This window comes from Aeromicrobium sp. SP1, assembly GCF_055663785.1.
Map to the genome: position 1 here is coordinate 2,374,277 of NZ_JBQVVK010000001.1, position 25,895 is coordinate 2,400,171.

Consider the following 25,895-nt stretch of genomic DNA (forward strand, 5'->3'; position numbering starts at 1 on the left):
ACGAAATGTCTCACATCTTGGTACATCGTTCCACATCGTGAGATTTGCGCTCGAGCGGCCACGGCACTGGCACGCTCGTCGGCATGCCAGATCCCCTGTTCCCCCTCGTCGGCGCCGACGCCCTCGTCCCCGTGGTCGGTGGGGCGCGCGTCCGCCACGCGAACCTCGACGGCGCGGCGAGCGCCCCCGCCCTGGCCACCGTCGCCGACCGCCTCACGGCCGTTCTGCCCTGGTATGCCAGCGTCCACCGCGGGGCCGGATACGCCTCGCAGGTGTCGACCGCGCTCTACGAGCAGGCCCGCCGCGACGTCGGCGCCTTCGTGGGCGCCCGGCCCGACGACCACACCGTCTTCACCCGCAACACGACCGACGCGCTCAACCTGCTCGCCGGAGCGGTCCCCGGACGCGTCCTCGTCCTCGACGTGGAGCACCACGCGAACCTGCTGCCGTGGCAGCGCGTCCGCGGCGGTGTCGAGATCGCCGAGTCACGGCCGACGGTGGCGGCGACGCTCCAGGCCCTCGAGGACGCCCTGTCCACCCGGCGATTCGCGCTGCTCGCGGTCACCGGCGCCTCCAACGTCACCGGGGAGTCGCTGCCGCTGGCGCGCGTCGTCGACCTCGCGCACCGGCACGGCGCGCGGATCGCCGTCGACGGGGCCCAGCTGCTCGCGCACCACCGGCTCGCGCTGGACTCCTCCGGCGTCGACTACGTCGCGTTCTCCGGCCACAAGCTGTACGCACCGTTCGGTGCCGGCGTGCTCGTCGGCCGAGCCGACTGGCTCGATGCGAGCGAGCCGTACCTGGCCGGCGGCGGTGCGGTCCGCCGGGTCAGCGGGGACGACGTCGAATGGACGACCGGCCCGGCCCGGCACGAGGCCGGCACACCGAACCTGCTCGGTGCCGTCGCGCTAGCGACCGCGGCCACGACGCTCGGCGCCGTCCCCGAGGGCACGATCGCCGACCACGAGTCCGCCCTGCGACGCCGCCTCGTCGACGGACTCGGCGCCCACGACGGCGTGGAGGTCGCCCGGATCTGGTCCGACTCCACCGAGCCGATCGGGGTGGTCACGTTCCGGATCGACGGCGTCGACCCGGGCCTGCTCGCCGCCTACCTCGCGGCCGAGCACGGCGTCTCGGTGCGTGACGGCCGGTTCTGCGCGCACCCCCTGCTCGACCGGCTGGGCTGGGGCGCCGGAGCCGTGCGCGCCAGCCTCGGCGTCGGCAGTCGCGACGAGGACGTCGACCGGCTCGTCGCGGGTGTCGGCGCGTGGCTCGCCGGTGAGCGTCGCGCCGAGTACGCGCTGCGCGACGGAGTCTGGATCGTCGTCGACGACGACCGGCCCACCCCCGCTGGCATCGACGTGGACGAGCTCGCCGGCACGGCGTCGCCCTGCGCCCCCGCCTACGTCTGACCCCGCGTCAGGCGGGGTCGGCGGGACGGTGCTCGTCGATCCAGCGGTCGATCTCCTCCCACCAGCCGAAGAGCCACTCGATCCGCTCCTCGCGCTCCGTGGGGATCTGGTCGCGCGGCACTCGCCACCACTGCATGATGAGTCGCTTGTCCATCGGCAGCGCCCGCCACACGTCGGCGACCGTCTCGAGATGGTCCAGGCCCGTGTGCGCCACCAGCACGACGTCGGCGTCGGGCGCGGCGTCCAGCGCGGCGAGGAACCCGCCGGGGCGCGGAGCCAGCACGTTCGTCATGGACTCCGCGCGGTCGGCCATCGCGTCGAGGCCGACCGCACGCAGCCGGTCCACGGCACGGTCGCGGCGCTTCGGGGTGAAGTTCCCGCCCTCGGGGAAGATCACGAACGCGTCGTTGGCGTCGAGGCCGGACGCGAGCTCGGCGATCCGCTCCTCGACGTCGCTGCCGCCCTCCGGATTCGGGTTGACGAAGCGCGCCGGGATGCGGCTCATCAGCACGTCGATCATCGGGTCCCACACGAGCGTGTTCTTCAGGACGACGCGCGGCTCACGGTCGTACCAGTGCAACAGCGCGTACATGAGCGTGAAGGAGTCACCCGGGCCGGCGTGGCGGCAGCACACGAGCAACGGCGTCCCCGGGAGGGGCTCGTCGCCACGGGTCTCGATCTGCAGGTGCAGCAGCCGGCGGGCCTCGCGGAAGAAGACCACGAGCACCCACTCGGCCAGCCGGTAGTGGACTCGCTCGAACCACGGCGAGTGGATCCGCCAGCCGAACCCGCTGACCACCCAGAGCACGAAGAACGTGATGAGCATGAGCGCCTCGGCGAGCAGGTACATCAGCGCGATCGACATGACCCGCAGGACCCGCCAGCGCCCCGGCAGCAGGGGGCTCAGGACCACCGCGCCGATGAGCCACACGGGCAGCGTCAGGAAGCACAGCACCGCAAGGCCCACGACGAGCGGTGCGATCACGAGTCGCCGGAACAGGCGGGCCGCGCTCACACCCGCTCCCGCAGGTAGGCCTCGGACGCCTCACGCGCCCGGTCGATCCGCTCGGTCACCTTCGAGAAGTCCTTGTAGGCGCGGACGGCGTCGTCCTTGGCCGAGCCGCCGCCGGACGGCAGCACGTGCACCTCGACGGACTCCGGCAGCTCGGCCATCTCACGGTGGAACCGGTTGCGCCGGGCGATCTCGAAGCTGACCCGCGCGACCTCCCACGGCCGTCGCGGTGGGGACAGCGGCCGCTCGATCCGACCGACCTGCAGCACGAAGATCCGCTCGGCGCCCAGCTCGGCCGCGCGCCCCACGGGGATCGAGTTCACGATGCCGCCGTCGAGGAAGTGCTCCCCGTCGACCTCCGCCGGGGGCAGCAGACCGGGAACGGCCGCGCTCGCCACGACGGCGTCGACGACGCGCCCCGAGGAGAACCAGTGCTCGGCCGCGCGCTCGATGCTGGCGGCGACGCACTGGAACGGCACCTCGAGATCGTCGAACGTGAGGTCGCCGAGCTCCTGGGCCAGACGCGCGCGCAAGGGCTCGTTGCTGTGCAGGTGCGTGCCGGAGGACACCGCCTCGCGCACCTGGCGCAGCGGGCCGCCGTAGACCTGCGATCGGCCCTCCGCGACCTCGAGCCACAGCTCGCGCAACCGCTCGACCGCGCCGTCGGGCCGGGCGGCGACGACCGAGCCGTTGACGGCGCCGATGGACGTGCCCACGATGACGTCGGGGCGGATCCCCGCATCGAGCAGGGCCGCCAGCATGCCGACCTCGACCGCGCCGAGGACGCCGCCGCCGCCGAGGACGAACGCCGTCGAAGTGATCACGTGCCGAAACTACTCCGTCCGGTCCATGATGGGGGCACGCTGCGCCCCGGCAGCCGAGGAGTCCACGGAGGTGCCGATGGAGCACGAGGCGGCGACCTCGCTGTTCTGGATCAGCCTCGTGATGGTGCTCGCGCCGCTGCTCGCCGGGCTCATCCGCGGACGCGTCGTGCCCGAGGTGGTCCTGCTGCTCGGTCTGGGCCTGCTGATCGGTCCGTTCGCGCTGGACCTTGCCGAGACGGGCGAGGCGATCGGCATGCTGCGCGAGCTCGGCCTGGGCATGCTGTTCCTGCTCGCCGGGTACGAGATCGACATCGCCGAGCTGACCGGACGGGCGGGCCGTCGCGCCCTGCTCACGTGGTGTGCGTGCATGGCCCTCGCGTTCGGTGCCGTGTCCTTCCTGCTGGGTGATCGTGGCTCCGGCGACATCGACATCGCCCTGGCCATCGCGCTCACCTCGACGGCGCTGGGGACCCTCCTGCCGATCCTGCGCGACGGGGGGATGCTCTCGTCCCCGGTCGGGGCGGCGGTGCTGCGACACGGCGCGTTCGGTGAGCTGGGGCCGATCGTCGCCATCGCCGTCGCACTCGGCACCCGCGGCTCGCTGGCGTCCCTGCTCGTGCTGGTCGTCTTCGTGGCGATCGTCGGTGTCCTGGCGGTCGTCGTGCGGCGACTGCGGGTCAGCGGACACCGGCTGCGCGGCGCGCTCCAGCACGGCGCCGAGACCACGTCGCAACTGCCGATCCGGTTCACGATGCTGCTGCTCGTCTCCCTGAGCGCCGTCGCGGTCGCCTTCGAGCTCGACATCGTGCTGGCCGCCTTCGCCGCCGGGTTCCTGCTCCGCTTCGCGCTCCCCGACGGCTGGGAGCTCATCGAGCACAAGCTCGACGGGATCGCCTACGGGTTCCTCATCCCGATCTTCTTCGTCACGTCCGGCATGGCGATCAATCCGAGCGCGATCGCGGCGGCGCCGACGACGTTCCTGGTCGTGATCGCCCTGATCCTGCTCGTCCGCGGCGCCCCGGTCTACGTCGCCTCGCGGTTCACGGGCCCGGCGGCCGAGCGGTTCGCGAACCGCGACGCGCTCTCGATCGGCCTCTACGCGGCGACCGGCCTGCCGATCATCGTGGCCGTGACCTCGGTCGCGGTCGACCAGGACCTGATGACGACCGCCGACGCCTCGTTGCTCGTCGCGGCCGGCGCCGTCACCGTCCTGGTGTGCCCGTTGCTCGCCCGCTTCGTCAGGGCACCCCACGGGGTCGACACCTCCCGCGTCGACGGCGTCTAGGGTCGGGCCGTGGCCGCCGGACGCTTCGCCCCCTCGCCCTCGGGCGACCTGCACGTGGGCAACCTCCGGACGGCCGTGCTGGCGTGGCTCTTCGCCCGGTCGAGCGGTCGCGACTTCGTGGTCCGGGTGGAGGACCTCGACCGCCAGCGGAGCCGGCCGGAGTTCGAGCGCACCCAGCTCGAGGACCTCGCCGCGCTGGGACTGGACTGGGACGGTGCGGTCGTGCGGCAGTCCGAACGCGACGACCTGTACGCCGCCGCGCTGGGCCGACTCACCACCGCCGGGCTGACCTTCGAGTGCTTCTGCACGCGTCGCGAGATCGCCGAGGCCGTGAGCGCACCCCACGTGCCGCCCGGCGCCTACCCCGGCACGTGCCGCGACCTGACCGAGGCCGAGCGAGCGACGAAGCGGGCCGAGCGCGACCCGGCGATCCGGCTCCGTCCCGGCGTGGCCGCCTGGACGATCCACGACGCGCTGCACGGCGACGTGACGGGGCACGTCGACGATCTCGTGCTGCGGCGGGGCGACGGCGCACACGCCTACAACCTCGCGGTCGTGGTGGACGACGCCGCGCAGGGCATCGACCAGGTCGTGCGCGGGGACGACCTCCTGGACGCCGCGCCCGCACAGGCCTACCTGACCCACGTGCTCGGCCATCCCGAACCGACGTACGCGCACGTCCCGCTCGCCCTCAACCCCGAGGGTCGCCGGCTCGCGAAGCGCGACGGCGCGGTGACCCTGCGCGACCTGGCCCCCGCTCGCGCGTGGGAGCTGATCGGCACGTCCCTGGACGTCCGAGCCCGGTCGGCCGAGGACCTGCTGGCCGAGCTCGACCCGGCCTCGATCGCTCGCACCCCGTGGATCGTGGCGCCGGAGCACTGAATCTGCGGCTGAGGGACCCCGTTTTGGAGACCCGCAGGAGTGTCCGGTAGAGTTGCGTCTCGCGGTTCTACCGCATGCACAAAGGCCCCGTGGCGCAGTTGGTTAGCGCGCCGCCCTGTCACGGCGGAGGTCGCGGGTTCGAGTCCCGTCGGGGTCGCCAGTGCTGAAACCCCGCCCGATCCGGGCGGGGTTTCGTCGTTCCCTCCCCCTCCCGGTGGTCTCGATACGCCGCTCGCTTCGCTCACGAGCTACTCGACCACCGAACTCGCGCCCGACTCCCCGGTGGTCGAGTAGCCGGCGAGCTGGCGAGACGGCGTATCGAGGCCACGGCGACCGGACCCTGCCGATTTCGGGTGACCAGCGGCCGTGAGGTAGGGTGAACGTCGCTTCGCAGGAAGCACGGCCAGGTAGCTCAGTTGGTACGAGCGTCCGCCTGAAAAGCGGAAGGTCGCCGGTTCGACCCCGGCCCTGGCCACCGCACGGAGGGTCCCTCGAGGGCCCTCCTTTTTCGTGCCCGAGCGTGCATCGATCGGCAGCGTCTGCCTAGGCTGAGCCGATGCGCCGTCTCGCCATCGTGATCGCCACCGCACTCGCCGTCTCGCTGATGGCTGCACCGGCCCACGCCAAGCCCAGTTCCCCGAAGCGGTTCACCGGGTTCGCGTTCGACACGTGCGTGTCGCCGTCGAACGAGGTCATGGACGCCTGGAACGTCGGCTCGCCGTACGCCGTCGTCGGGATCTACACGTCGGGCAACTCGCGGTACTGCGACGACGCGAAGCAGCCCCACCTCAGCCCCGCGTGGGTCAAGCGCCAGTCGTCAAAGGGCTGGACGTTCCTGCCGATCCACGTCGGCTACCAGGCGCCCTGCTACGCCAACTCGGCGAAGCACCGGATGTCCTCCGATCCGGCGAAGGCCCGCGCGCAGGCCCGCGCCGATGCCGACGAGGCCGTCGACCGCGCGCGGTACTTCGGCTTCGGTCGCGGCAACGCCGTCTACCTCGACATCGAGTGGTACAACCGGGCGGACGCGAAGTGCAACGAGGCCGTCCTGTCCTTCATTGACGCGTTCACCGAGCGCACGCACGCCCGTGGCTACAAGGTCGGGCTGTACTCGAGCGCCTCGGCGGCGATCCAGGCGGTCGACGTCGCGCGGTCGAGTGCGCGAGCGGGGATGGACTACCCCGACCAGCTGTGGTTCGCGTGGACGAACAGGAAGGCGAACACGAACGGCGTCCCGTACCTGTCCGACGCCGGCTGGCGCGCCAACCGGATCCACCAGTTCCACAACAACGTGACGCAGCGCTACGGCGGCCAGAAGTACCTCATCGATCGCAACTTCGTCGAGGTCGCCGGCGGCTCCCGGGCCACGAAGGACCGCAGGCTGTGCGGCGTCGCGCTGACCCAGAAGTCGTACCCGCGGGTCGGGCCGGGCAAGAAGGGCGACTCGGTCAAGCTCCTGCAGTGCCTGCTGCGCCGCGCCGGGTTCGCGAACAAGGCGAACGGCCGCTGGAACCCGTCCACCGCGAAGGCGGTCCGCAAGCTGCACGCAAGCCTCGGCCGCAAGGCGTCGGCCAAGGTCACCCGCGTGACTTGGACGTCCCTGCTCGCCCGGGGTTCGACCGGAACGGTGCTCAAGCGCGGCCACACCGGCGAGCGCGTGTACCGCCTCCAGCGCTCCCTCAAGGCCGCCGGCCAGACGGTCACGGTGACGGGGATCTTCGACGCCCGGACGGCCTCGGCGGTGCAGGCCTATCGCCGGGACGTGCACCTGCCGGCCTACCCGACGGCCGATGCCAAGGTCTGGTCCGCGCTCAAGCACGGCCGCCGCTGACCCTCCCCACGAACGACGACGCCCGCCCCCGGTGATCCGGGAGCGGGCGTCGTGCGGTCAGGCGTCAGTGCATGATGACGGGCGGAACGTCCTCGTCCTCGAGCAGGTGCGACTCCTCACGCTTGCGCGGCAGGAACGCCACCGGGATCAGCGTCAGCAAGAGCACCGCGAACGCGACCCAGTACGAGCTCTGGAACGCATCGGCCAGGTCCTGCAGACCCTGCGTGACCACGTCGGCCGGGATGTGCAGCATCTGGATGAGCTTCTCGCCCTCCGAGGTGTGCGAGGCCGCCGCGAGCTGCGCCGGCGTGAGTCCGCCGTCGAGCGTCGGAACCTTCTCGGTTCCCGCGACGATGCCGCCCTTCTGCATGCCGTTGGTCAGCACGACCGAGATGACCGCGATGCCGGTCGCGCTGGCGACCTGCTGGACCACGTTCAACAGGGTCGAGCCGCGGGCCACCTCGTGGGAGGTCAGCGTCTTCAGCGCCGAGGTGAAGATCGGCATCATCGTGCCGCCCATGCCCAGTCCGAGGATGAACAGGAACACGATGATCTGCCAGTACGGCGTGCTCGGATCGGTGCTCAGCGTGAGGCCGAGCATGCCGATCAGGATCCCGATGAAGCCGACCGGGACGATCCGACCGACCGGAATCCGGTCGACGAGCGCACCCGCGATCGGCATCGTCACCATCGCGCCGATGCCCTGGGGGGCGACCAGCAGGCCGGCCGCCAGGACCGACTCGCCGTGCACCTGCTGGAAGTACGTCGGGACCAGCAGCAGCGCGCCGAAGAAGGCACTCGCGAACAGGAACATCACGATGATCGACACGCGCAGGTTGCGGTTGGCGAACAGGCGCAGGTCGAGCAGCGGGTGCTTCGGCTTGAACGAGTAGACGACGAACGTCGCGATCAGCACCGTGCCGATGATCGCCGGGACGAGGACCTTGGTCGCGATGAACGTGCCCTCGCCGGGGATCGACGAGATGCCGTAGAGCAGCAGCGCGAGGCCGGGCGACATCAGCAGCATGCCGATGACGTCGAGCGACTCGCTGGGCTCCGGGGAGTCCTTCGCCAGCACGCGCCACGCGTAGACGAGCGCGATGATGCCGATCGGCAGGTTGATCAGGAAGATCCAGTGCCACGACGCGGCGTCGATGAGCACGCCGCCGATGATCGGGCCGAGGATCGGGCCGAGCAGCATCGGGATGCCCAGGATGGCCATCAGGCGGCCCATCCGGTGCGGACCCGCGGCGCGGGTCATGATCGTCATGCCGAGCGGCATGATCATGCCGCCGCCGAGGCCCTGCAGGACGCGGAACCCGATGAGCGACTCGATGTTCCACGCGGTGGCGCACAGCACCGAACCGATCGTGAACAGCGCGATCGCGGTCATGTAGAGGCGCTTCGTGCCGAACCGGTCGGCGGCCCAGCCGGTCAGCGGGATGACGGCCGCGAGGGCCAGCATGTAGGCGGTCGCCGTCCAGGCGACCGTCGCGTACTTGAGGGGTTCGCCGTCGGAGGACAGCTCGGTCTGGAACGTCGGCAGGGCGACGTTCACGACGGTCACGTCGAGGATCGACATGATCGCGCCGAGAACGACGACGCCGGCGACCTTCAGGATCTCCGGAGTGATCCTGTCGTCGTCGATGCCGATGGGCATTTCAGCTGACATGGGGAGCTTCTTCTTCCTTCACAAGGGGTCTGAGGGCTGCGGCCAGCGCATCGCACTGGGCCACGTCGAGGTCGTCGAGCAGCATGCGCACGGCGTCCTCCTTGGACTTGAGGTGACTGGCGGCCAGGGCCCGTCCGGCGTCGGACGGCGAGACGAGCTTCACCCGCCGGTCGTCGGGGTTCTCGGTGCGCTCGACGAGGCCTTTGCGCACGAGGTGGTCCACGGTGCGTCCGGTCGCCGCCACGGAGAGCCCGAGGCATTCGGCCAGGTCGCTGATCGCGACCGGGCCGTCTCCGTGACAGGTGACGAACAGTGTCCGGACCTGCGTGAACGACAGGTCCAGGCCGGCCACCGACTCCAGCGATCCGCCCTCAGCCGTCGTGAAGACCCGGTTGAGGAAGCCGCGAACGGCGACGAAGGCGCAATCGCGCGATGATTCGACCATGACCGAGAAATACTAACGCATGTGCAACTGTTGCGCAGCAGTGACCTTCGTCACGAACCGAGGAAGCCCAGGATCGTCGTCGTCGAGTGGTCGAGATGCTCGCGCACGGCGTCCTCGCCGCGTGCAGCCACCCCGGTCAGGTAGGCGTCGTGCTCGGCGGCCAGCTCACCGGGACCGTAGTGCGGCCGCACGTGCAGGAGCAGCAGGAGGATCTCCGCGTCGAGCGCTGCGTAGGCCTCGCTGATCCGTGCCGATCCCGCCGCATCGACGAGACCCTGGTGCACGCGCGAGTGGGCTCGGGCGACCGCGGGCCAGTCCCCCGGCTCGCCGGCCTCGGCGGCCGCCAGAGCGGACACCGCCCGACGCAGGGGCGCGACGATCGCGGGCGGCCAGTCCGTTCCGTGTCGCTCGTGCAGCAGCCGGACGGCCTCGCACTCGAGCGCCGCGCGCAACCGCTGCAGGTCCACGAGGGCGTCGGCAGCCAGGTCGGCGACCCGCGCGCCGCGGTACGGCTCGACGACGACGAGTCGCTCGGCGGCGAGCCTTGCCAGCACCGACCTCACGGTGTGCCGCGACACGGACCACTCCTGCGACAGCGCGGCCTCGCGCAGGGCGGACCCGGGCGGCAGGCGGCCGTCCAGGACCTGCGCGCGCAGCTCCTCGGCCAGTCGCGCCGGCGCGGTCGGGCCGGGCTCGTGGTCACGCCGCCGCGGGCACACGCCGACCTCCCGCCGTCGCGAGCAGGACCAGCGCCGCCACGAGGAAGCCGACGCCGAGCAGTGCCGCGGGGTCGAGGTGCTCGCCCAGCACCACGACGCCCAGCACGCTCGCGCCGAGCGGCTCGGCCAGCGTCAGCGTCGCCACGGTCCCGGCCGGCAGCCGCGCCAGCCCACGGCCGAAGAGCCGGTAGGCGACGAACGTCGTGGCGACACCCAGCCACAGCGCGAGCGCCAGGCCTCGAGGCGTCAGCAGCCAGGCCGCGCCGGCGGCGAGCAGCACGGGCAGGGCGACGACGGCCGCGACCCCGAAGAGCACGCCCATCGTCTCGCCGGACTCCCAGCCGCGATCGAGCAGCTGCTTGGCCGCGAGCGTGTAGACGGCGTAGGACAGGCCAGCGCCGACGGAGGCGAGCAGGCCGAGCGGTCGCACGGGCGCGCCCGCGCCGGGAGCGCCGATCCCCGCGAGCAGGGAGACGCCGACGAGCGCGATCGCGGTGGCGGTCCACCAGATGCGCGATGGTCGCCCCTGCCCGAGGACCGCGCCGAGCACCCCCGTGGCGACGGGCGCCGTTCCGAGCGCGATCACGGTCCCGATCGCGACCCCGTTCTCGCGCGTCCCGGCGAAGAAGAACGGCTGGTACGCCAGCACCCCGAGCGCGCCGACCGCCACCGTCCCGGCCGACCCGCCGAGGTGTGCGTTTCGACCGTTCCGGCGCCCTGTGGGGTGCCGGAACGCGCACCTCACCGAGGGGGAGGTCAGCGCGAGCAGGCCACCGCCGATCACGAGGCGGGAGGCGCCGACGGCGAGCGGCGAGGCGTCCACGTCGGCGAGGGCCTGCGCCGTGCCCGTCGTGGCGAACAACAGCGCCGCGCACACCACGAGAAGGGCCGGCATCGGGCAATTGTTACACAATGTTCCTCGTGACGTGGGCCTCACGTGGTCAAAGGCCTGCGAACACTGCCGTAACATTGATCGGGTGCCCACTCGCGCTGATCTCCGCAATGTCGCCATCGTCGCCCACGTCGACCATGGCAAGACCACCCTCGTCGACGCCATGCTCCAGCAGCAGGGCGCCTACGCCGAGCACCAGGAAGTGACCGACCGGGTCATGGACTCCGGTGACCTCGAGCGCGAGAAGGGCATCACCATCCTCGCGAAGAACACCGCGGTCAAGTACTCCGGACCCGGCACCGAGGACATCGACGGCAAGACCGTCACGATCAACATCATCGACACCCCCGGCCACGCCGACTTCGGTGGCGAGGTCGAGCGCGGCCTGTCGATGGTCGACGCTGTCGTCCTGCTGGTCGACGCGTCCGAGGGCCCGCTGCCCCAGACCCGCTTCGTGCTGCGCAAGGCGCTCGCCGCGAAGATGCCGGTCATCCTCGTGGTCAACAAGGTCGACCGTCCCGACGCCCGCATCAGCGAGGTCGTCGACGAGACGTACGACCTGTTCATGGACCTGCTGCCCGAGGACGCCGCCGACGACGCCCTCGACTTCCCCGTCGTCTTCGCGTCGGCCAAGGCCGGACGCGCCTCGCTCGTGCAGCCGGCCGACGGTGGACTGCCCGACGAGGACACCCTGATCCCGCTGTTCCAGACGATCATGGAGCACGTCCCGGCCCCCGAGTTCACCGAGGGCGCGCCGCTGCAGGCGCACGTCACCAACCTCGACTCCTCGCCGTTCCTGGGCCGCCTCGCGCTCGTCCGTGTCGAGGAGGGCACCCTCAAGAAGGGCCAGCAGGTCGCGTGGATGAAGCGCGACGGCTCGGTCCAGAACGTCAAGGTCACCGAGTTGCTCGTCACCGAGGCGCTCGAGCGCAAGCCCGGCGAGTCCGCCGGCCCCGGCGACATCGTCGCCGTCGCGGGCTTCCCCGACATCAACATCGGCGAGACGCTCGCCGATCCGGAGAACCCCGTCGCGCTGCCGCTCATCCACGTCGACGAGCCCGCGATCTCGATGACCATCGGCACCAACACCTCGCCGCTCGCCGGTCGCGAGAAGGGCACCAAGGTCACCGCGCGCCTCGTCAAGGACCGCCTCGACGCCGAGCTGATCGGCAACGTCTCGATCCGCGTGCTGCCCACCGATCGTCCCGACGCATGGGAGGTGCAGGGCCGCGGCGAGCTGGCGCTGGCGATCCTCGTCGAGCAGATGCGCCGCGAGGGCTACGAGCTGACCGTCGGCAAGCCGCAGGTCGTCACGAAGCAGATCGACGGCAAGCTGCACGAGCCCACCGAGCGCCTCACGATCGACGCGCCCGAGGAGTACCTCGGCACGATCACGCAGCTGTTGGCCGTCCGCAAGGGCCGCATGGAGCAGATGATCAACCACGGCACCGGCTGGGTCCGCATGGAGTTCCTGGTCCCCGCCCGTGGCCTGATCGGCTTCCGCACGGAGTTCCTGACCGACACCCGCGGCACCGGCATCGCGCACCACATCTCCGACGGCTACGAGCCGTGGTTCGGCGAGATCTCGACCCGCCCGTCCGGTTCGCTCGTGGCCGACCGCGCCGGTGCGGTGACGTCGTTCGCGATGACCAACCTGCAGGAGCGCGGCGTCCTGTTCGTCGACCCGGCCACCGAGGTCTACGAGGGCATGATCGTCGGCGAGAACTCCCGTGATGACGACATGGACGTCAACATCACCAAGGAGAAGAAGCAGACCAACATCCGCTCGGCGACGTCCGACAACTTCGAGAAGGTCATCCCGCCGAAGAAGCTGTCGCTCGAGCAGTGCCTGGAGTTCTGCCGCGAGGACGAGTGCGTCGAGGTCACCCCGACCGCCGTGCGCATCCGCAAGGTCGTCCTGGACCAGGGCCTCCGCGCCCGCGCCGCCCGCGGACGCAAGTGACCGACGGGCCAGCCGGCGCCGCGTGGGACGAGCTCATGACGCTCGTCGACCACGTGGCGGCCGGCCGCGCCCACCTGCCCGCCCCGGCCTCGCTCGAGGAACTCGTGGCCCGCGGTCAGGCCGAGCGCACGATCGACTCCGAACTGCGCGTGCCGGACACGGCGCGCTGGATCGTCGGCCTGCTGGCCGGCCACGGCCACCTGCGCCACCACCTCACGACCGGCGCGAACGCCGAGTGCGACGACGCCGACCTGCGGATGATCCTCACCCGCTGGCTGCACCCCGCCCGTCCCCGCTGACCAGCGGTCTCACCCCGCGCCTCCGGGCTCAGTAGCCGGAGCCGCGCAGCTGGGCGAGGTAGACGAAGGCGCCGAGCGTTCCGAGCAGGGGCAGCAGGCCAATCGGGTTGTGCCAGATCACGTCGATGAAGACGGCGAGCCCCAGGATCAGCAGCCAGATGTTCTTGGGCAGCGTGTCGGCCATCTCGAAGTCGTACTGCTTCCTGCGGATGCAGTCGAACAGGGCGAAGACCTTGGTGCAGAGCAAGGCCAGCCAGATCGCCTGCGTCACGAGGAACATGGCCAGAAGACTACGACGGGCACCACTGTCGCGTGGTGCCCGTCGTGTAACTACTGGTTGACGCTCGTCAGGAGGTGGCCTTCTTGGCGGGGGTCTCCGTGGCGGCGGGCGTCGCCTTCTTGGCGGCCGGGGCCTTCGTCGCGGTCGTCTTCTTGGCCGGCGCCTTGGTGGCCGGGGCCTTCTTCGCCGGCGCCTTCTTGGCGGTGGTCGCCTTGGCGGCCGTCGTGGACTTGGCAGCCGTCGTCTTCTTGGCGGCCGGGGCCTTCGTCGCGGTCGTCTTCTTGGCCGGCGCCTTCTTGGCGGCGGTCGTCTTGGCAGCCGTCGTCTTCTTGGCGGCGGTCGTCTTGGCGGCCGGCGTCTTCTTCGCCGGGGTCTTCTTGGCCGGCGAGGTGGCCTCGCGGATCTTGGCCGAGCTCGCGAAGGAGGCAGCGGCGGCAGTGACGCCCTCGGTGGCCTCCTCGACGGCCTCGGCGGCCTTGCCGGTGAGGTCCTCGGCCTTGGCGGTCAGCTCGTCGATGAGCTCCTCGGCCTTGTCCTTGAGGTCGCCGACGAGGTCGTCAGCCTTCTCGCGGAAGTCGTCGACGGCGCTCTTGAGGTCGTCGACCTTGACGTCGGAGACCTTGCCGCGCAGCTCGCCGACGAACGCCTCGGCGCGCGAGGCGAAGTCCTCGGCGGCGGTCTTGACGTCGTCGACCGTGATGCCCTTGGCCTTCGCGACGAGGTCGTCGCTCTTCTTGGCGAGGTCGGCGTAGGCGGCGGTGGCGGAGCCGAGCGCGGTCTGCGCGAGGGTCTCGGCCTTCTTCTGCAGGCCGGCGACGTCGAAGCCCTTGACCGAGGCGGGCAGGGCGCGGATGTCGTCCAGGACGGACTTGAGTTGGGCGTTGATGGTGTCGGTGATGCTCATGAGTTCTCCTCGAGGTCTGCGGTTCCGACGAACGAACGGTAGATGTCCCGCAGCGCCGTCTTCTGGCGTGCGGTCAACCGCGGATCGCGGTCGATGGCGTCCTCGACCATCGGCATCCCGCCGGACTCGGCATCGAGGATGCCTGCCCTGACGTAGAGCGATTCGGCCGAGATCCTCAGTGCCTTCGCAATCTGCTGCAGCACCTCGGCGGACGGCTTGCGCAAGCCGCGCTCGATCTGGCTGAGGTACGGATTGGAGACATCCGCGAGCTCGGCCAGCTGTCGCAACGACATCTGCGCTTGGGTCCGCTGCTCACGCAGGTAGTCGCCGAGGCCTCCCACGGCGCCCGGCATGCTCAGCTTTCCCATGGCTCCATCGTGCTTGCAAGAGTTAGCAAATGCAAGCAACTGTGATGCGCCCGACAGCGACGGTTCCCGAAATCGCCCTCCTCGGTTAGCCTTTTCGGACTGGATCGCGCTCTCGGGCAGCGCACTTCCCCGACCAGAAGGCTCTCGATCATGTCTGCCGCAACACTGCGTCGCGCGCTCGTCGCGCCGGTGCTGGCACTCCTCGTGACCGCCCTGGTCTGCGCCACGCCCACGGCCGCCGAGGCCGCCCCGCGTCCCGGCAAGGTCGTCCTGAAGAAGACCAAGCACTCCGCGACCACGTCGACCCTCGCGATCCGCTGGAAGCGGCCGGCGCACGCGTCGCGGTTCTCGGTCTGCATCAAGTCGTCGGTCCACGCCAAGCGCTGCACACGCTTCACGCGGACCCGCTCCGCCGGCGTGACGTTCCGGCGGCTCAAGCCCACGGCAGGCACCGACTACGTCTACCGGATCCGCTCGTACCGCGGCTCGCGCTCGGCGGTCACCGGCTGGAGGAAGGCCAACCTGGCCGTCGGCACGGGAACGCCCAACGCCGTCACGGCAGGAGCCGGCTGGTACCTGACGTACCAGTGGGCCAAGGTCACCAACGCCGGCCGGTACCAGGTCCAACTGGCCACCGACAGCTCGTTCCGTTCCGTCGTGCGCGACGGGACGACGTCCGCGCGCACGTGGCGGTTCACGGGACTCGACGGCGGCACCACGTACTACGTGCGCGTCCGCGGGCTCAACGACCACATCAAGGGCCGCTGGGGCCGGACCTCGACGACGAGGCTCGCGCAGGTGCCCGTGCCCGCGACCGTCGTGACGTACAACCTGTGCGGTGAGAACCGCTGCCGCACCTCCACGAGCGGCACGTGGTTCCTCACCAACGTTCCCGTGTGGACGACGCGCAAGCCGCTCGCCGGCGCCCTCGTGCGCTCGGCGGTACCGGACATCGTCGTCACCCAGGAGTCCGCCACCTCGACGGGCTTCCAGACCCAGCTGCCCGGCTTCAGCAAGGGCGGCTACAAGAGCGCCCGCGCGATCTTCTACCGGTCCTCGAGGTTCTCGGCCCTGGCCAACGGCTGGATGACACTCGACTCCGAGACCAAGCGCTACGCCGCGTGGAGCCGGTTGCGCGACCGCCGGACCGGCACGACGTTCTTCGTCGTCGACGCGCACCTCGAGCCCTACAAGGGGGCGACGCTCGACCAGCGGCGCGACACCCAGGTGCGCCGGCTCATCGCGCGCATCGAGGCGCTGAACACCCAGCGAGTCCCGGTGATCTGGGCCGGCGACTGGAACTCCAACAAGTCGAACGCGAACCAGTCGACGTACCCGGGCGGCTACGACGCACCGGCGCTGCGCTTCTCGCGGATCGGCGTGCACAACTCGCTCGAGCTGACCGAGAGCACCGTGAACGCCGATCTGAACAGCGCGAACCAGGGCATCAAGGTGCCCAAGGCCAACGGCGACCACGTCGACGCGATCTACGTCCCGGCGACGGGCGTAAGGGTCACGTCGTGGGCGATGCTCGCGCACCTCACCACGACCGAGACCGGCCGCGAGTACACGACGCCGTTCCCCTCCGATCACAATCCGGTCGTCGCGAAGCTGCTCATCGGGACCCCGTAGAATCCTCCCGTGCTCCCCGGTCGGCTCCGTCTCCCTCGCCTGCTCGGCGCGGGCCTCGTGCTGACCATCGCCGCCGGGGCCCTCGCCGCCACGACCGACGGTCGCGGCAACGGACCCGTCGTCGCCTTCGTCGGCGCACAGCAGCCCCAGCTGGAGCTGGTCTCCGTCGACGCCGAGAACCACGAGGTCGCGCTCACGTGGACCGGCTCGTCGGACGAGTACCGCGTCAGCCTCGGCGACGATCTGGACAACCCCGCGACCACGGTCGTCACGCGCGAGCCGCAGGCCGTGCTGGCCGCCCCGAAGGCCGCCGACCCGAAGGGCAAGGTCGCCTACCGCGTCGAGGCGGTCGACGACGGCAAGACCGAGCAGGCCGTCGAGGGCACGGTCACGCTGCTGCCCGCCGTGCCCGCGAAGCCCAAGGTCAAGGACTCCGAGCCGAAGTCGGCTGTCGTGCGCTGGAAGCCCGCCGACTACGCCACGACGTACGACGTCGCCGTGTCGCGCAAGAAGGACGCCCTGCCCGCCACCGCGAAGCGACTGACGACGGGCGGCACGTCGTTCTCCACCGACCGACTCAAGCCGGACACGACGTACTGGGTGAGCGTCCGCGCCGTCGGCGAGGCCGGCGTGAGCGAGTTCGGCCCCCCGGTCAAGGTCACCACCCCGCCGGCGGCCTCGGAGGTCACGGTCGGCTCGTGGAACATCTGCTCCGAGGCGTGCTCGGGATATGGGGGCCGCGCTCCCAAGCAGGCCGCCCAGGTGCAGGCGTCGACCGTCGACATCATGGCGGTCCAGGAGGCCGGCGGCGTCCGCGTCGGCGCCACCACGAAGGCCGTCTACAGCGGCGGGCCGAAGGGCTTCGTCACCGCCGCGGGCGGATCCCAGTCGCGCTACCTGTTCTACCGGTCCGAGAAGTTCGAGCAGCTCGCCGGAGGCACGTGGTCGGTGGGTCACTACGGCGCCAGCTGGGCCCGGTTCCGGGACCTGGAGACCGAGCGCACGTTCTACGTCGTGAGCCTGCACCTGCAGACCGGGAAGGGCTCGAAGTCCAACTCCACGCGCGGGACGCAGATCCGCTCGATCCTGGCCCGGCTCGACGCGACGAACACGACCGACGATCCCGTCGTGCTGGCCGGCGACTTCAACACCGGCCGCCACCGCGGCGGCGACACGGTCGGCCCGATCGTGCGCGGCAGCGGGTTCTCCGACTCGGTCGAGGTCGCCGAGGAGTCCGAGAACGCCGACGTGAACACCGGCAGCCGCAGCGGCAACAAGGCCATCTACTCGCACGACCACGTCGACCACGTGTACGTCTCCGACGACGTGTTGGTCCCGTTCTGGAAGCAGTGGGTCACCCTGTCCGGATCGACCTACGTCGGCACGTGGCTCTCGGACCACAACATGATCAGCGCGACGATCTCGCTCGAGCGGGAGCCGGTCGAGACCGCGAAGCCCAGCCCGGTCGTGAAGGTCCCCTCCACGCTGCCCACCGAGGACCCCAATCCCGGCCCGATCAGCTGATCCCACCGGCTGGAAGGCGTGACGCATGTGACGGGAGCGCATTAGGCTGCCCCCCATGCGCTTTCGCCTGCTGATCGCCGTCGTCTCCGCGATGCTCGGCGCTTCCCTGATCAGCGCGCCTGCCGAGGCAGCCTCGCGGCCGGCCAAGGTCGGCCTCGTCTCGATCACCGGCGGTGCCGTCTACACGTCGGGAGGCAAGAACTACGCCACCGTCAAGCTCGCGTGGCCGCGAGCCAAGCGCGCCGTGAAGTACCAGGTCTTCGTCTCCCGCACGAAGTCCGGCGTCGCGCGGAAGTCGAGGGCGACGGTCACCGTCAAGGGCACGGCCGCGACGATCAAGAAGCTCGGGCGGAACCGCACCTACTGGTTCCAGGTGCGCGCCGTGAACGGCAGGAAGGTCGGCGCCCGCTCCAACCGGGTCGCGCGCGTGACGATCGCCGCGTCGCCCGCGCTCAGCAGCGCCAGGAACCCGGCGATCTCGGTGATGAGCTACAACGTGTGCTCCAACGCCTGCACGACCAAGCCGTGGAGCGGACGCCAGCCGCTGGTCGTCGACCGCGTCCTGGCCCTGCGTCCGGACATCCTCGCGGTGCAGGAGGCCAGCCGCTGGTCGACGACAATCCCCGGCTACACGCAGGTGCCCGAGGGCAACAACGACCGGCTGTTCTACAACACCGACGTCTACGAGCCCGTCATCGAGGACTGGGTCCTCGAGCCCGCCCGCGACTGCCCGGTGACGGGCGAGCCGACGTACCCCGGCGAGGAGCCGTGCGAGCCGAGTGAGGCCATCACGGTCCCCGAGCAGGTCAACGGTCGCATCTCGACGTCCAGCAAGGAGGCGCCGTGGGCGCTGCTGCGCCGCAAGGACGCCTCGGGCCAGGTCGTCGTGTTCGTGTCGGTGCACCTGCTCACCGGCAACTCCAACTCGAACGCCCGCACCCGCGCCACCCAGATGCGCACGATCTTCGAGCAGCTCGACGACCAGATGGCGTCGTGGCGCGAGGTGACCGGCCTGAAGATCAGTCGTAGCACCGTCCCGGTGGTGTTCGTCGGCGACTTCAACACGAACCGCAGCCGCTCGAACCACGCCGTCGTCGAGAACGAACTGCGCAAGTACGGCTTCTACGACACGTACGAGCAGGCACGGTCGGTCACCGGCCAGCACTACAACACCGGCAATCCGGACTGGCGGTGGCGCGATCCCGTGATCGGCGTGACGTGGGGCGACCACGTCGACAAGGTCTGGGCCCGCGCCTCACGCACCCGGGTCCTGTCGTGGGCGAACGTCGGCGCGATGTCCGGCGGCCGCTACGTCACTCCCCTGCCGTCGGACCACCACCCGATCCTGGTCAGGCTCCAGGTCTCCTGACGGGCGCCGGCCCGGCCCCGCTCAGGGGACCAGGACGATCTTGCCGCGCACCTCGCCGCTCTCACTGAGTCGGTGGGCCTCGACCGCCTGGTCCAACGGCAGGATCTTGGCGATCTCGACGTCGAACTCGCCGGCGGCGACGAGCGGCAGCACTGCCGCGACCGCCTCGTCGCGCAGGACCTGCTGCTCCGGGGTGAGCGGCTCGGGCGAGCCACCTCCCCACGCCTGCAGGCCGAGGCCGTGCCACTTCGCGCCGACGACGATCGTGCCGATCCGGTGACGACCGACCAGCTCGAGGCTCGTGTCGAGCGCCTCGTCCGTCCCGGCTCCGTCGAGCGCGACGGTGTAGCCCTCGGGTGACGCCTCGCGCAGCCGATCGAGCAGTCCCGGGCCGTACGTGACGGGGACGGCGCCCAGCTCGCGCAGGCGGTCGTGGTTGCGCTCGCTCGCCGTCGCGACGACGTGGGCGCCGCGGCCGCGCGCCAACTGGATCGCGGCCTGGCCCACGCCACCGGAGCCGCCGTGCACGATGAGGCGATCGCCGTCGGTCACCCCGAGGGTGCCGAGCGCCTGGTAGGCCGTCGACACGGGGATGCCCAGGGCGGCCGCGACCTCGAAGTCGACGTCCGCGGGCTTGGCCACCAGGCTCTTCGCCGAGGCCAGGACGTGGGTCGCGTACGTGCCGAGCGTGTTCTGCACGACGACCTCGTCACCGACCGTCCAGCCGTCCACGCCGGGGCCGACCTCCGCGACGACGCCCGCGCCGTCGAAGCCCGTGCGTCGGGGCTCCTCGATCGCCGGACCGGGCCGGAACCCGCTCCGCAGCTTCCAGTCGATCGGGTTCACGCCGGCCGCCCTCACCTCGACGAGGACCTCGCCCTCCGCAGGCGAGGGGACGGGGCCCTCGCTGATCTCGAGGACCTCGGGTCCGCCGGTCTTGCCGTACGTCACATAGCGCGCCATGGCCCAAGTCTGGCGCAGGGCCGAATCGTCACCCGACGGGGTGTGCGGGGCGAGACACGGTCCGCCGAACCCCACGCCGTGCTAGTGACGCGTCCTGCGGCTACGGCGTCTTCTTGTGGCGCGGCTTCTTGCCGTCCGCGCTGGGCGCGCCGGCGGCCTTCGGGCCCTTCCGGTGCGGCTTCTTCGGACCGGAGCGGTACGGACGATCGTCGCCGCCGCCGGGGCGGCCCGAGTCGGGTCGCAGGTCGATCCGGCGGCCCGAGATGCGGGTGCCGGCCAACTGGTCGAACACCTCCTCCGGCAGGTCGGCCGGAAGTTCGACGAGCGTGTGGTCGATGCCGATCGTGATCTTGCCGAAGTCGGACCGCTTCAGGCCGCCCTCGTTGGCCAGAGCCCCGACCACCATCGCCGGGCGGATCTTGTGGCGCTTGCCGACCGCCAGCCGGTACATCGCCATGCCCTCCGAGGACGGCCGCGGCGTGCGCTCGCGCTGCTCACGCGGCTCGCGCGGCGGGCGCTTCTCCTGGGGCGGGTCGGGACGCAGGAAGAACTCCTTGTCGTCCTGGCCCATCGCGGCGAGCGCCGCGGCCACGTCGGTCATGTCGACCTCGTGCTCGCGCGCGTACTGCTCGACGAGCTCGCGGTACACGTGGAACTGGGTGTCGCCCATCGCGGTCGTGATCGAGTCGGCGAACCGGTCGCCGCGGCGCGCGTTGACCTCGTCGGTCGACGGCATCGCCATCTGCTCGATGTCGCGACCCGACACCCGCGAGAGCGCCTCGAGCATCCGCCGCTCGCGCGGCGTGATGAACACGATCGCGTCGCCCGTGCGGCCCGCGCGGCCCGTGCGGCCGATCCGGTGCACGTACGCCTCGGGGTCGTGCGGGATGTCGTAGTTGATGACATGGGTGATGCGCTCGACGTCGAGGCCGCGGGCGGCGACGTCGGTGGCCACCACGATGTCGATCGCACCGCTCTTGAGGGCGGCGACCGTGCGCTCGCGCTGCGCCTGCACGAGGTCGCCGTTGAGTGCGGCGACGGTGTAGCCGCGGCCGCGCAGCTTCTCGGCGAGGTCCTCGGTGCCCTGCTTCGTGCGGACGAAGATGATCATCGCGTCACCCTGCTCGACCTCCAGCACGCGCGTCAGGGCGTCGAGCTTGTGGTGGTGCGAGACCGGCATCCAGCGCTGGCGGACGGTCGTGGTCGACCGGGTCGCCTCGGGGGTCGAGATGTCCTGCGGATCGTGCAGGTAGCGCTTCGCGAGCCGGCGGATCGTGGGCGGCATCGTCGCGGAGAACAGCGCGACCTGCTTGTACTCGGGAGTGTCGGCCAGGATCCGCTCGACGTCCTCGGCGAAGCCCATGTTGAGCATCTCGTCGGCCTCGTCGAGCACGAGGATCTCCAGCTGCGAGACGTCGAGCGAGCCGCGGTCGAGGTGGTCGATCACGCGACCGGGCGTGCCGACGACGATCTGCGCGCCGCGCTTGAGGCCCGAGAGCTGGGCGCCGTAGTTCTGTCCGCCGTAGACCGGCAGCACGGTCAGGCCCGTGCCGGACGCGTAGCGGGAGATGGCCTCACTGACCTGCAGGGCCAGCTCGCGGGTCGGGGCGAGCACGAGCGCCTGCACGCGGCGGGCGTCCGGATCGAGCCGCTGCACCATCGGCAGCGCGAAGGCCGCCGTCTTGCCGGTGCCGGTCTGCGCCAGGCCCACGACGTCGCGGCCCTTCAGCAGCGCCGGGATCGCCTGGGACTGGATCGGGCTGGGCGTCTCGTAGCCGAGTTTGCGGACGGCCTGCACGAGTCCGTCGTCGAGACCGAGATCGTCGAAGGACTTCTCGACCGAGGGGGCTTCTGTCATCAGAGGTTCAATCCGGCCCGCACGTGCAGGCCTGCGTCGGGATCGACGATCGGCTCCTGCGCGGCGGCGACGCCGTCGGCCAGGAGCGTGGCATCAACCGGGGTGTTGCGCTTGACCAGAGCCAGCGCGATGGGTCCGAGTTCGTGGTGGCGCGAGGCCGTGCCGACCTGGCCGACGACGGTGCCGTCGAGCGTGACGTCGGAGCCGTGCGGCGGCAGGTGGTCGACCGAGCCGTCGAGGTGCAGCAGCACGATCCGCCGCGGCGGCCTGCCGAGGTTGTGCACGCGCGCGACGGTCTCCTGGCCGCGGTAGCAGCCCTTGTCGAGGTGGACGGCGCCGCCGAGCAGGCCGACCTCGTTGGGGATCGTGCGCTCGTCGGTGTCGAGGCCGAAGCGCGGCTGGCCCGCGGCGATGCGCAGCGCCTCCCACGCCCACAGGCCGACGGGCTCGCCGGCCACGGCCGTCACGTCCTCGACGAGGTCGGTGACGAGTCCACGCTCGGCGTCGTACCGGCCGACGACGAACCGGTCGTCGACGGACGCGACCTCGACCCGCGACATGAACCGCATCCGGTCGAGGAACTCCACGGCGGCCGCGCCGGCGCCGGGCTCGGTGTGCGCCCAGAACGTCTCGCCGTCGTCGACGCCGCTGAAGTCGTGCTCGATGCGGCCCTGCGGGGTCAGCAGCAGGACGTCGGTCCAGACTCCCGGCGCGAGGCCCTCGAGGTACTGCGTCGTGAGCGCGTGCAGCCACGTCAGCCGGTCCGGACCGGTCACGCGGAACACGTCGCGGTGCGACAGGTCGACGAAGCCCTGGCCCGACAGCAGCACCCGCTGCTCGGGCAGGAGCGAGCCGTAGTGCGCCGCGACGCCGTCGTCGGGGGCGTCGGCGGCCACGGCGCCGGGGCGCTGGAGCAGGGGGCTAGACACGCTCGAGCTTTCCCCACAGGTGCGACTGCATGGGCTGGCCCTCGGCCGCCATGTCGTACGCGTACATCAGGGCTCCCTCGACGAGTCCGTACATGCGCTGGCCGGCGGTGTACTCCTTCGCCGTGACCGTGCGCGCGACCACGTCGGTGGACAGCGTCAGCCGGGCGCCGTCGATGTCGCCGTACCAGATCTCGGCGTAGCCGGTCGGATGCGCCAGCACGAGCTCGACCTTGCCCTCCTCGGCCGGCCGCAGGAACCCGGTCTCGAGCGCGCCCGGACGGATCCGCTCGCCCTCGTCGTCGGTGATCCACGTGCGGCTGAAGTAGTGCAGGAAGGGGCGGCCGTCGTGCGCGAACGCGACGTCCTGCTCGAAACCGAAGTCCTCGATCGTCGGGTACTCGCCACGACCGTTGCCGTGCCACGTGCCCAACATCCACGCCACCGGCATCAAGTCGGGGTGCAGGTCGCTGGGGATCTGGAAGGCCATGGGTTCCATGCTATCGGCGTCTCACTAGGCTCCTGACCATGCGAGCGGTCGTGCAGCGGGTCAGTCGCGCCGAGGTACGGGTCGACGGCGAGGTGGTCGGCAGCACGGGCGGTCCCGGGCTCATGGTGCTGCTCGGCGTGACGCACGACGACACCGCCGAGGACGCACGGCGGCTCGCAGCGAAGATCGTGCGGCTGCGGATCATGGCCGACGAGCGCTCCGTCGACGAGGTCGAGACGAACGGGCAGCGGGCGGGCGTGCTCGTGATCAGCCAGTTCACGCTGTACGCGGACACCCGCAAGGGTCGCCGCCCGTCGTGGGGCGCGGCCGCCCCCGGCCCGGTCGCCGAACCGCTGTACGAGGCCTTCTGCCAGGCCGTCGCCGAGGCCGGCCTCCCGGTGGGCCGTGGCGTGTTCGGAGCGCACATGGAGGTCGACCTCGTGAACGACGGCCCTGTGACGATCGTCATGGATTCGTGACCGCCGAGTCCTCAGTGAGGTCTCAGCCAGCGCCGTCATACTGGGCAGGTTGACCCGGACGACGAAAGAGCAGGATCAGTGACCGACGCTTCCGAAGCGGACCGCAAGCCCGGTGCGCGCGCGGCCAATCGTCGTTCGTTCCGCCAGCGTCATCCCGTCATCGTGTGGGGCGTCGTGCTCGCGATCCTCCTGCCGCTCGTCGGCGGGGGCGCGTACGCGTGGAACCTCAAGCGCCAGCTCGACAACGTCGACAAGATCGCGGTCGACCCGAAGGCCACGGAGGAGCCCGATCCCGACGAGGGTCGCGCCCTGAACGTCCTGCTGCTCGGCTCGGATAAGGGCAAGAAGGTCGAGGGAGCCGAGAACACGACGCTGGCCGAGGACGCGGCCTCTGGCGACTGGCCCGTCGGCAAGTACCGCAGCGACACCCTGATGGTCGTGCACATCCCGAAGAACCGGAAGCACGCCTACCTCGTCTCGATCCCGCGCGACTCGTTCGTGCCGATCTACGACGCCGACGACACGACCGACCACAGCGAGAAGATCAACGCCGCGTTCAGCGAGGGCGGCCCGATCGCGACGATCAACACCGTCGAGCACCTGACCGGCCTCTCGATCGACCACCTCGCGATCATCGACTGGGGCGGGTTCAAGGACCTGTCCACCGCCGTCGGCGGCGTCGAGGTCACGATCCCGCGGGCCTTCTACGACCCGAAGCAGGACGTGCAGTGGGAGGCCGGCACGCAGACCCTCGAGGGCGACAAGGCGCTGGCCTACGTCCGCACCCGGTACGGCCTGATCGGCGGCGACTTCGACCGGATCAAGCGCCAGCAGAACTTCATGCGCTCGCTCATGGGCAAGATGCTCAGCTCCGGTGTCACGACGAGCCCGACGAAGCTGACCAAGACCGTGACCGCGCTGACCAAGAACCTCACGGTCGACGACGGCTGGTCGGGCACCGCGATGGCCAAGCTCGCGCTCTCGCTGCGCCACGTGACCGCGGGCGACGTCACCTTCCTGACCGCACCCGTCCAGGGCACGGCCACCGATCCGACGTACGGCAGCATCGTCGTGCTGCAGCAGGACAAGATGACCGAGCTGTTCACGGCGATGAAGAACGACCGGATGCCCGCGTACGTCAAGAAGTACCCGGACGACGCCCTGTCCGATGACGTCTCCTGATCCGTAGGCTGTCCGCGTGACCACCGTCCTGACCTACGGCACCTTCGACCTGTTCCACATCGGCCACCTGCGGCTGCTGGAGCGTCTGTCCGAACTGGGCGACCGCCTCGTCGTGGGCGTCTCGACCGACGAGTTCAACCGCGGCAAGGGCAAGAGCACGGTGGTCCCGTGGGCCGACCGCGCCGAGATCGTCGGCGCCATCAAGGGCGTCGACCTGGTCCTGCCGGAGGAGTCGTGGGAGCAGAAGCGCCACGACATCGTCGAGCACGGCGTCGACCTGTTCGTCATGGGCGACGACTGGACGGGCAAGTTCGACGACCTCGCCGACCTGTGCCGCGTCGAGTACCTGCCGCGCACGAAGGGCGTCTCGACGACCGGGCTCAAGGAGATGCTGCGCGTGCTCGACCCCCAGCACGTCGAGGAGATGCAGGAGGCGCTCGGCGTCGTCTCGCGCCTGCTCGACCACTACCGCGACCTGACCTGAGGCCCCGCGGGTGATCTCGATACGCCGCTCGCTGCGCTCGCGTGCTACTCGATCACCGAGTCCGGTGATCGAGTAGCCGGCGAGCACGACCTCGGTGATCGAGTAGCCGGCGAGCTTGCGAGACGGCGTATCGAGATCACCCGTGACAAGCGACGAGGCCGGGAGCCCCGTGGGGATCCCGGCCTCGTGGCGTGTCGGTG

General features: G+C 70.7%; 25 protein-coding genes and 2 tRNA genes. 14 read left to right on the forward strand and 13 right to left on the reverse strand.

Annotated features, from left to right (window positions below; all coding sequences use genetic code 11):
- Window positions 1-83 precede the first annotated feature (83 nt).
- Window positions 84-1,412 (forward strand): aminotransferase class V-fold PLP-dependent enzyme, encoded by a 1,329-nt coding sequence (locus tag ACT26F_RS11735; RefSeq protein WP_471670720.1) that lies wholly within the window; start codon window positions 84-86, stop codon window positions 1,410-1,412.
- 7 nt (window positions 1,413-1,419) lie between these two features.
- Here the strand turns inward: ACT26F_RS11735 and ACT26F_RS11740 are convergent, their stop codons facing one another.
- Both ACT26F_RS11740 and ACT26F_RS11745 read right to left on the reverse strand, forming a co-directional pair.
- Window positions 1,420-2,427, reverse strand: coding sequence for a 1-acyl-sn-glycerol-3-phosphate acyltransferase (locus ACT26F_RS11740; protein ID WP_471670721.1), 1,008 nt, complete (start codon window positions 2,425-2,427; stop codon window positions 1,420-1,422).
- Window positions 2,424-3,248 carry a patatin-like phospholipase family protein gene (locus ACT26F_RS11745; RefSeq protein ID WP_471670722.1) on the reverse strand — a complete coding sequence of 275 codons (825 nt, stop codon included), beginning with the start codon at window positions 3,246-3,248 and terminating at the stop codon, window positions 2,424-2,426. The genes ACT26F_RS11740 and ACT26F_RS11745 overlap by 4 nt, the downstream gene beginning before the upstream one ends.
- A gap of 25 nt (window positions 3,249-3,273) precedes the next feature.
- On the opposite strand from ACT26F_RS11745, the gene ACT26F_RS11750 reads away from it, so the two are divergent.
- The 5 genes from ACT26F_RS11750 (at window position 3,274) to ACT26F_RS11770 (ending at window position 7,246) form a co-directional block, all read left to right on the forward strand.
- Window positions 3,274-4,533, forward strand: a complete 1,260-nt coding sequence (locus ACT26F_RS11750) for a cation:proton antiporter (protein ID WP_471670723.1) — start codon at window positions 3,274-3,276, stop codon at window positions 4,531-4,533.
- A 9-nt stretch (window positions 4,534-4,542) separates the two neighbouring features.
- Window positions 4,543-5,415, forward strand: coding sequence for a tRNA glutamyl-Q(34) synthetase GluQRS (gluQRS, locus tag ACT26F_RS11755; RefSeq protein ID WP_471670724.1), 873 nt, complete (start codon window positions 4,543-4,545; stop codon window positions 5,413-5,415).
- Window positions 5,416-5,498: 83 nt separating this feature from the next.
- A tRNA-Asp gene (locus ACT26F_RS11760) sits at window positions 5,499-5,575 on the forward strand.
- Between the two features lie 241 nt (window positions 5,576-5,816).
- Window positions 5,817-5,890, forward strand: a tRNA-Phe gene (locus ACT26F_RS11765).
- A gap of 81 nt (window positions 5,891-5,971) precedes the next feature.
- Window positions 5,972-7,246 (forward strand): glycoside hydrolase domain-containing protein, encoded by a 1,275-nt coding sequence (locus ACT26F_RS11770; protein WP_471670725.1) that lies wholly within the window; start codon window positions 5,972-5,974, stop codon window positions 7,244-7,246.
- Between the two features lie 64 nt (window positions 7,247-7,310).
- Here ACT26F_RS11770 and ACT26F_RS11775 read toward each other — a convergent pair whose 3' ends face one another.
- The 4 genes from ACT26F_RS11775 to ACT26F_RS11790 are packed head-to-tail and all read right to left on the reverse strand — an operon-like array spanning window position 7,311 to window position 10,977.
- Window positions 7,311-8,918, reverse strand: coding sequence for a DHA2 family efflux MFS transporter permease subunit (locus ACT26F_RS11775; protein ID WP_471670726.1), 1,608 nt, complete (start codon window positions 8,916-8,918; stop codon window positions 7,311-7,313).
- A complete protein-coding gene (locus ACT26F_RS11780; RefSeq protein ID WP_471670727.1) occupies window positions 8,908-9,363 on the reverse strand; it encodes a MarR family winged helix-turn-helix transcriptional regulator in 456 nt (151 codons plus the stop codon). The genes ACT26F_RS11775 and ACT26F_RS11780 overlap by 11 nt, the downstream gene beginning before the upstream one ends.
- Before the next feature lie 50 nt (window positions 9,364-9,413).
- Window positions 9,414-10,082 carry a GntR family transcriptional regulator gene (locus tag ACT26F_RS11785; protein WP_471670728.1) on the reverse strand — a complete coding sequence of 223 codons (669 nt, stop codon included), beginning with the start codon at window positions 10,080-10,082 and terminating at the stop codon, window positions 9,414-9,416.
- Window positions 10,063-10,977: a DMT family transporter gene (locus ACT26F_RS11790; protein WP_471670729.1), complete on the reverse strand. Its 915-nt coding sequence runs from the start codon at window positions 10,975-10,977 to the stop codon at window positions 10,063-10,065. Before ACT26F_RS11790 ends, ACT26F_RS11785 begins: the two co-directional genes overlap by 20 nt.
- An 82-nt stretch (window positions 10,978-11,059) precedes the next feature.
- Here ACT26F_RS11790 and typA point away from each other — a divergent pair, with 82 nt between their 5' ends.
- Together typA and ACT26F_RS11800 are read left to right on the forward strand one after the other, a co-directional pair.
- A complete protein-coding gene (typA, locus tag ACT26F_RS11795) occupies window positions 11,060-12,937 on the forward strand; it encodes a translational GTPase TypA (RefSeq protein ID WP_471670730.1) in 1,878 nt (625 codons plus the stop codon).
- On the forward strand, window positions 12,934-13,236 hold the full coding sequence (locus ACT26F_RS11800) for a hypothetical protein (RefSeq protein ID WP_471670731.1): 303 nt from the start codon (window positions 12,934-12,936) through the stop codon (window positions 13,234-13,236). The genes typA and ACT26F_RS11800 overlap by 4 nt, the downstream gene beginning before the upstream one ends.
- Window positions 13,237-13,264: 28 nt before the next feature.
- Here ACT26F_RS11800 and ACT26F_RS11805 read toward each other — a convergent pair whose 3' ends face one another.
- From ACT26F_RS11805 to ACT26F_RS11815, 3 genes are all read right to left on the reverse strand, one after another.
- Window positions 13,265-13,516, reverse strand: a complete 252-nt coding sequence (locus ACT26F_RS11805; protein ID WP_471670732.1) for a DUF2516 family protein — start codon at window positions 13,514-13,516, stop codon at window positions 13,265-13,267.
- A 67-nt stretch (window positions 13,517-13,583) separates the two neighbouring features.
- Window positions 13,584-14,420 carry a hypothetical protein gene (locus ACT26F_RS11810; RefSeq protein WP_471670733.1) on the reverse strand — a complete coding sequence of 279 codons (837 nt, stop codon included), beginning with the start codon at window positions 14,418-14,420 and terminating at the stop codon, window positions 13,584-13,586.
- Window positions 14,417-14,788, reverse strand: coding sequence for a helix-turn-helix domain-containing protein (locus tag ACT26F_RS11815; protein ID WP_471670734.1), 372 nt, complete (start codon window positions 14,786-14,788; stop codon window positions 14,417-14,419). Before ACT26F_RS11815 ends, ACT26F_RS11810 begins: the two co-directional genes overlap by 4 nt.
- A gap of 150 nt (window positions 14,789-14,938) precedes the next feature.
- On the opposite strand from ACT26F_RS11815, the gene ACT26F_RS11820 reads away from it, so the two are divergent.
- Genes ACT26F_RS11820 through ACT26F_RS11830 form a run of 3 tightly spaced genes read left to right on the forward strand, consistent with a single transcriptional unit; the run spans window position 14,939 to window position 19,313 of the window.
- Window positions 14,939-16,420, forward strand: a complete 1,482-nt coding sequence (locus ACT26F_RS11820; RefSeq protein ID WP_471670735.1) for an exonuclease/endonuclease/phosphatase family protein — start codon at window positions 14,939-14,941, stop codon at window positions 16,418-16,420.
- 9 nt (window positions 16,421-16,429) lie between these two features.
- Window positions 16,430-17,944, forward strand: coding sequence for an endonuclease/exonuclease/phosphatase family protein (locus ACT26F_RS11825; protein WP_471670736.1), 1,515 nt, complete (start codon window positions 16,430-16,432; stop codon window positions 17,942-17,944).
- A gap of 55 nt (window positions 17,945-17,999) precedes the next feature.
- Window positions 18,000-19,313 carry an endonuclease/exonuclease/phosphatase family protein gene (locus ACT26F_RS11830; RefSeq protein ID WP_471670737.1) on the forward strand — a complete coding sequence of 438 codons (1,314 nt, stop codon included), beginning with the start codon at window positions 18,000-18,002 and terminating at the stop codon, window positions 19,311-19,313.
- Between the two features lie 21 nt (window positions 19,314-19,334).
- On the opposite strand, the gene ACT26F_RS11835 is transcribed toward ACT26F_RS11830, so the two are convergent.
- From ACT26F_RS11835 to ACT26F_RS11850, 4 genes are all read right to left on the reverse strand, one after another.
- Window positions 19,335-20,276, reverse strand: coding sequence for a quinone oxidoreductase family protein (locus tag ACT26F_RS11835; RefSeq protein WP_471670738.1), 942 nt, complete (start codon window positions 20,274-20,276; stop codon window positions 19,335-19,337).
- Between the two features lie 100 nt (window positions 20,277-20,376).
- Window positions 20,377-22,134, reverse strand: coding sequence for a DEAD/DEAH box helicase (locus tag ACT26F_RS11840; protein WP_471670739.1), 1,758 nt, complete (start codon window positions 22,132-22,134; stop codon window positions 20,377-20,379).
- The gene (gene ygfZ / locus ACT26F_RS11845) at window positions 22,134-23,063 is read right to left on the reverse strand and encodes a CAF17-like 4Fe-4S cluster assembly/insertion protein YgfZ (protein ID WP_471670740.1); all 930 of its coding nucleotides are present in this window, start codon (window positions 23,061-23,063) and stop codon (window positions 22,134-22,136) included. Before ygfZ ends, ACT26F_RS11840 begins: the two co-directional genes overlap by 1 nt.
- Window positions 23,056-23,550, reverse strand: coding sequence for a heme-binding beta-barrel domain-containing protein (locus ACT26F_RS11850; protein ID WP_471670742.1), 495 nt, complete (start codon window positions 23,548-23,550; stop codon window positions 23,056-23,058). Before ACT26F_RS11850 ends, ygfZ begins: the two co-directional genes overlap by 8 nt.
- 38 nt (window positions 23,551-23,588) lie before the next feature.
- Here ACT26F_RS11850 and dtd point away from each other — a divergent pair, with 38 nt between their 5' ends.
- The 3 genes from dtd (at window position 23,589) to ACT26F_RS11865 (ending at window position 25,695) form a co-directional block, all read left to right on the forward strand.
- Window positions 23,589-24,029 (forward strand): D-aminoacyl-tRNA deacylase, encoded by a 441-nt coding sequence (dtd, locus tag ACT26F_RS11855; RefSeq protein WP_471670744.1) that lies wholly within the window; start codon window positions 23,589-23,591, stop codon window positions 24,027-24,029.
- Between the two features lie 78 nt (window positions 24,030-24,107).
- Window positions 24,108-25,211 carry an LCP family protein gene (locus tag ACT26F_RS11860; RefSeq protein ID WP_471670746.1) on the forward strand — a complete coding sequence of 368 codons (1,104 nt, stop codon included), beginning with the start codon at window positions 24,108-24,110 and terminating at the stop codon, window positions 25,209-25,211.
- A 16-nt stretch (window positions 25,212-25,227) separates the two neighbouring features.
- Window positions 25,228-25,695: an adenylyltransferase/cytidyltransferase family protein gene (locus ACT26F_RS11865; protein WP_471670748.1), complete on the forward strand. Its 468-nt coding sequence runs from the start codon at window positions 25,228-25,230 to the stop codon at window positions 25,693-25,695.
- The last annotated feature ends 200 nt before the right edge of the window (window positions 25,696-25,895 follow it).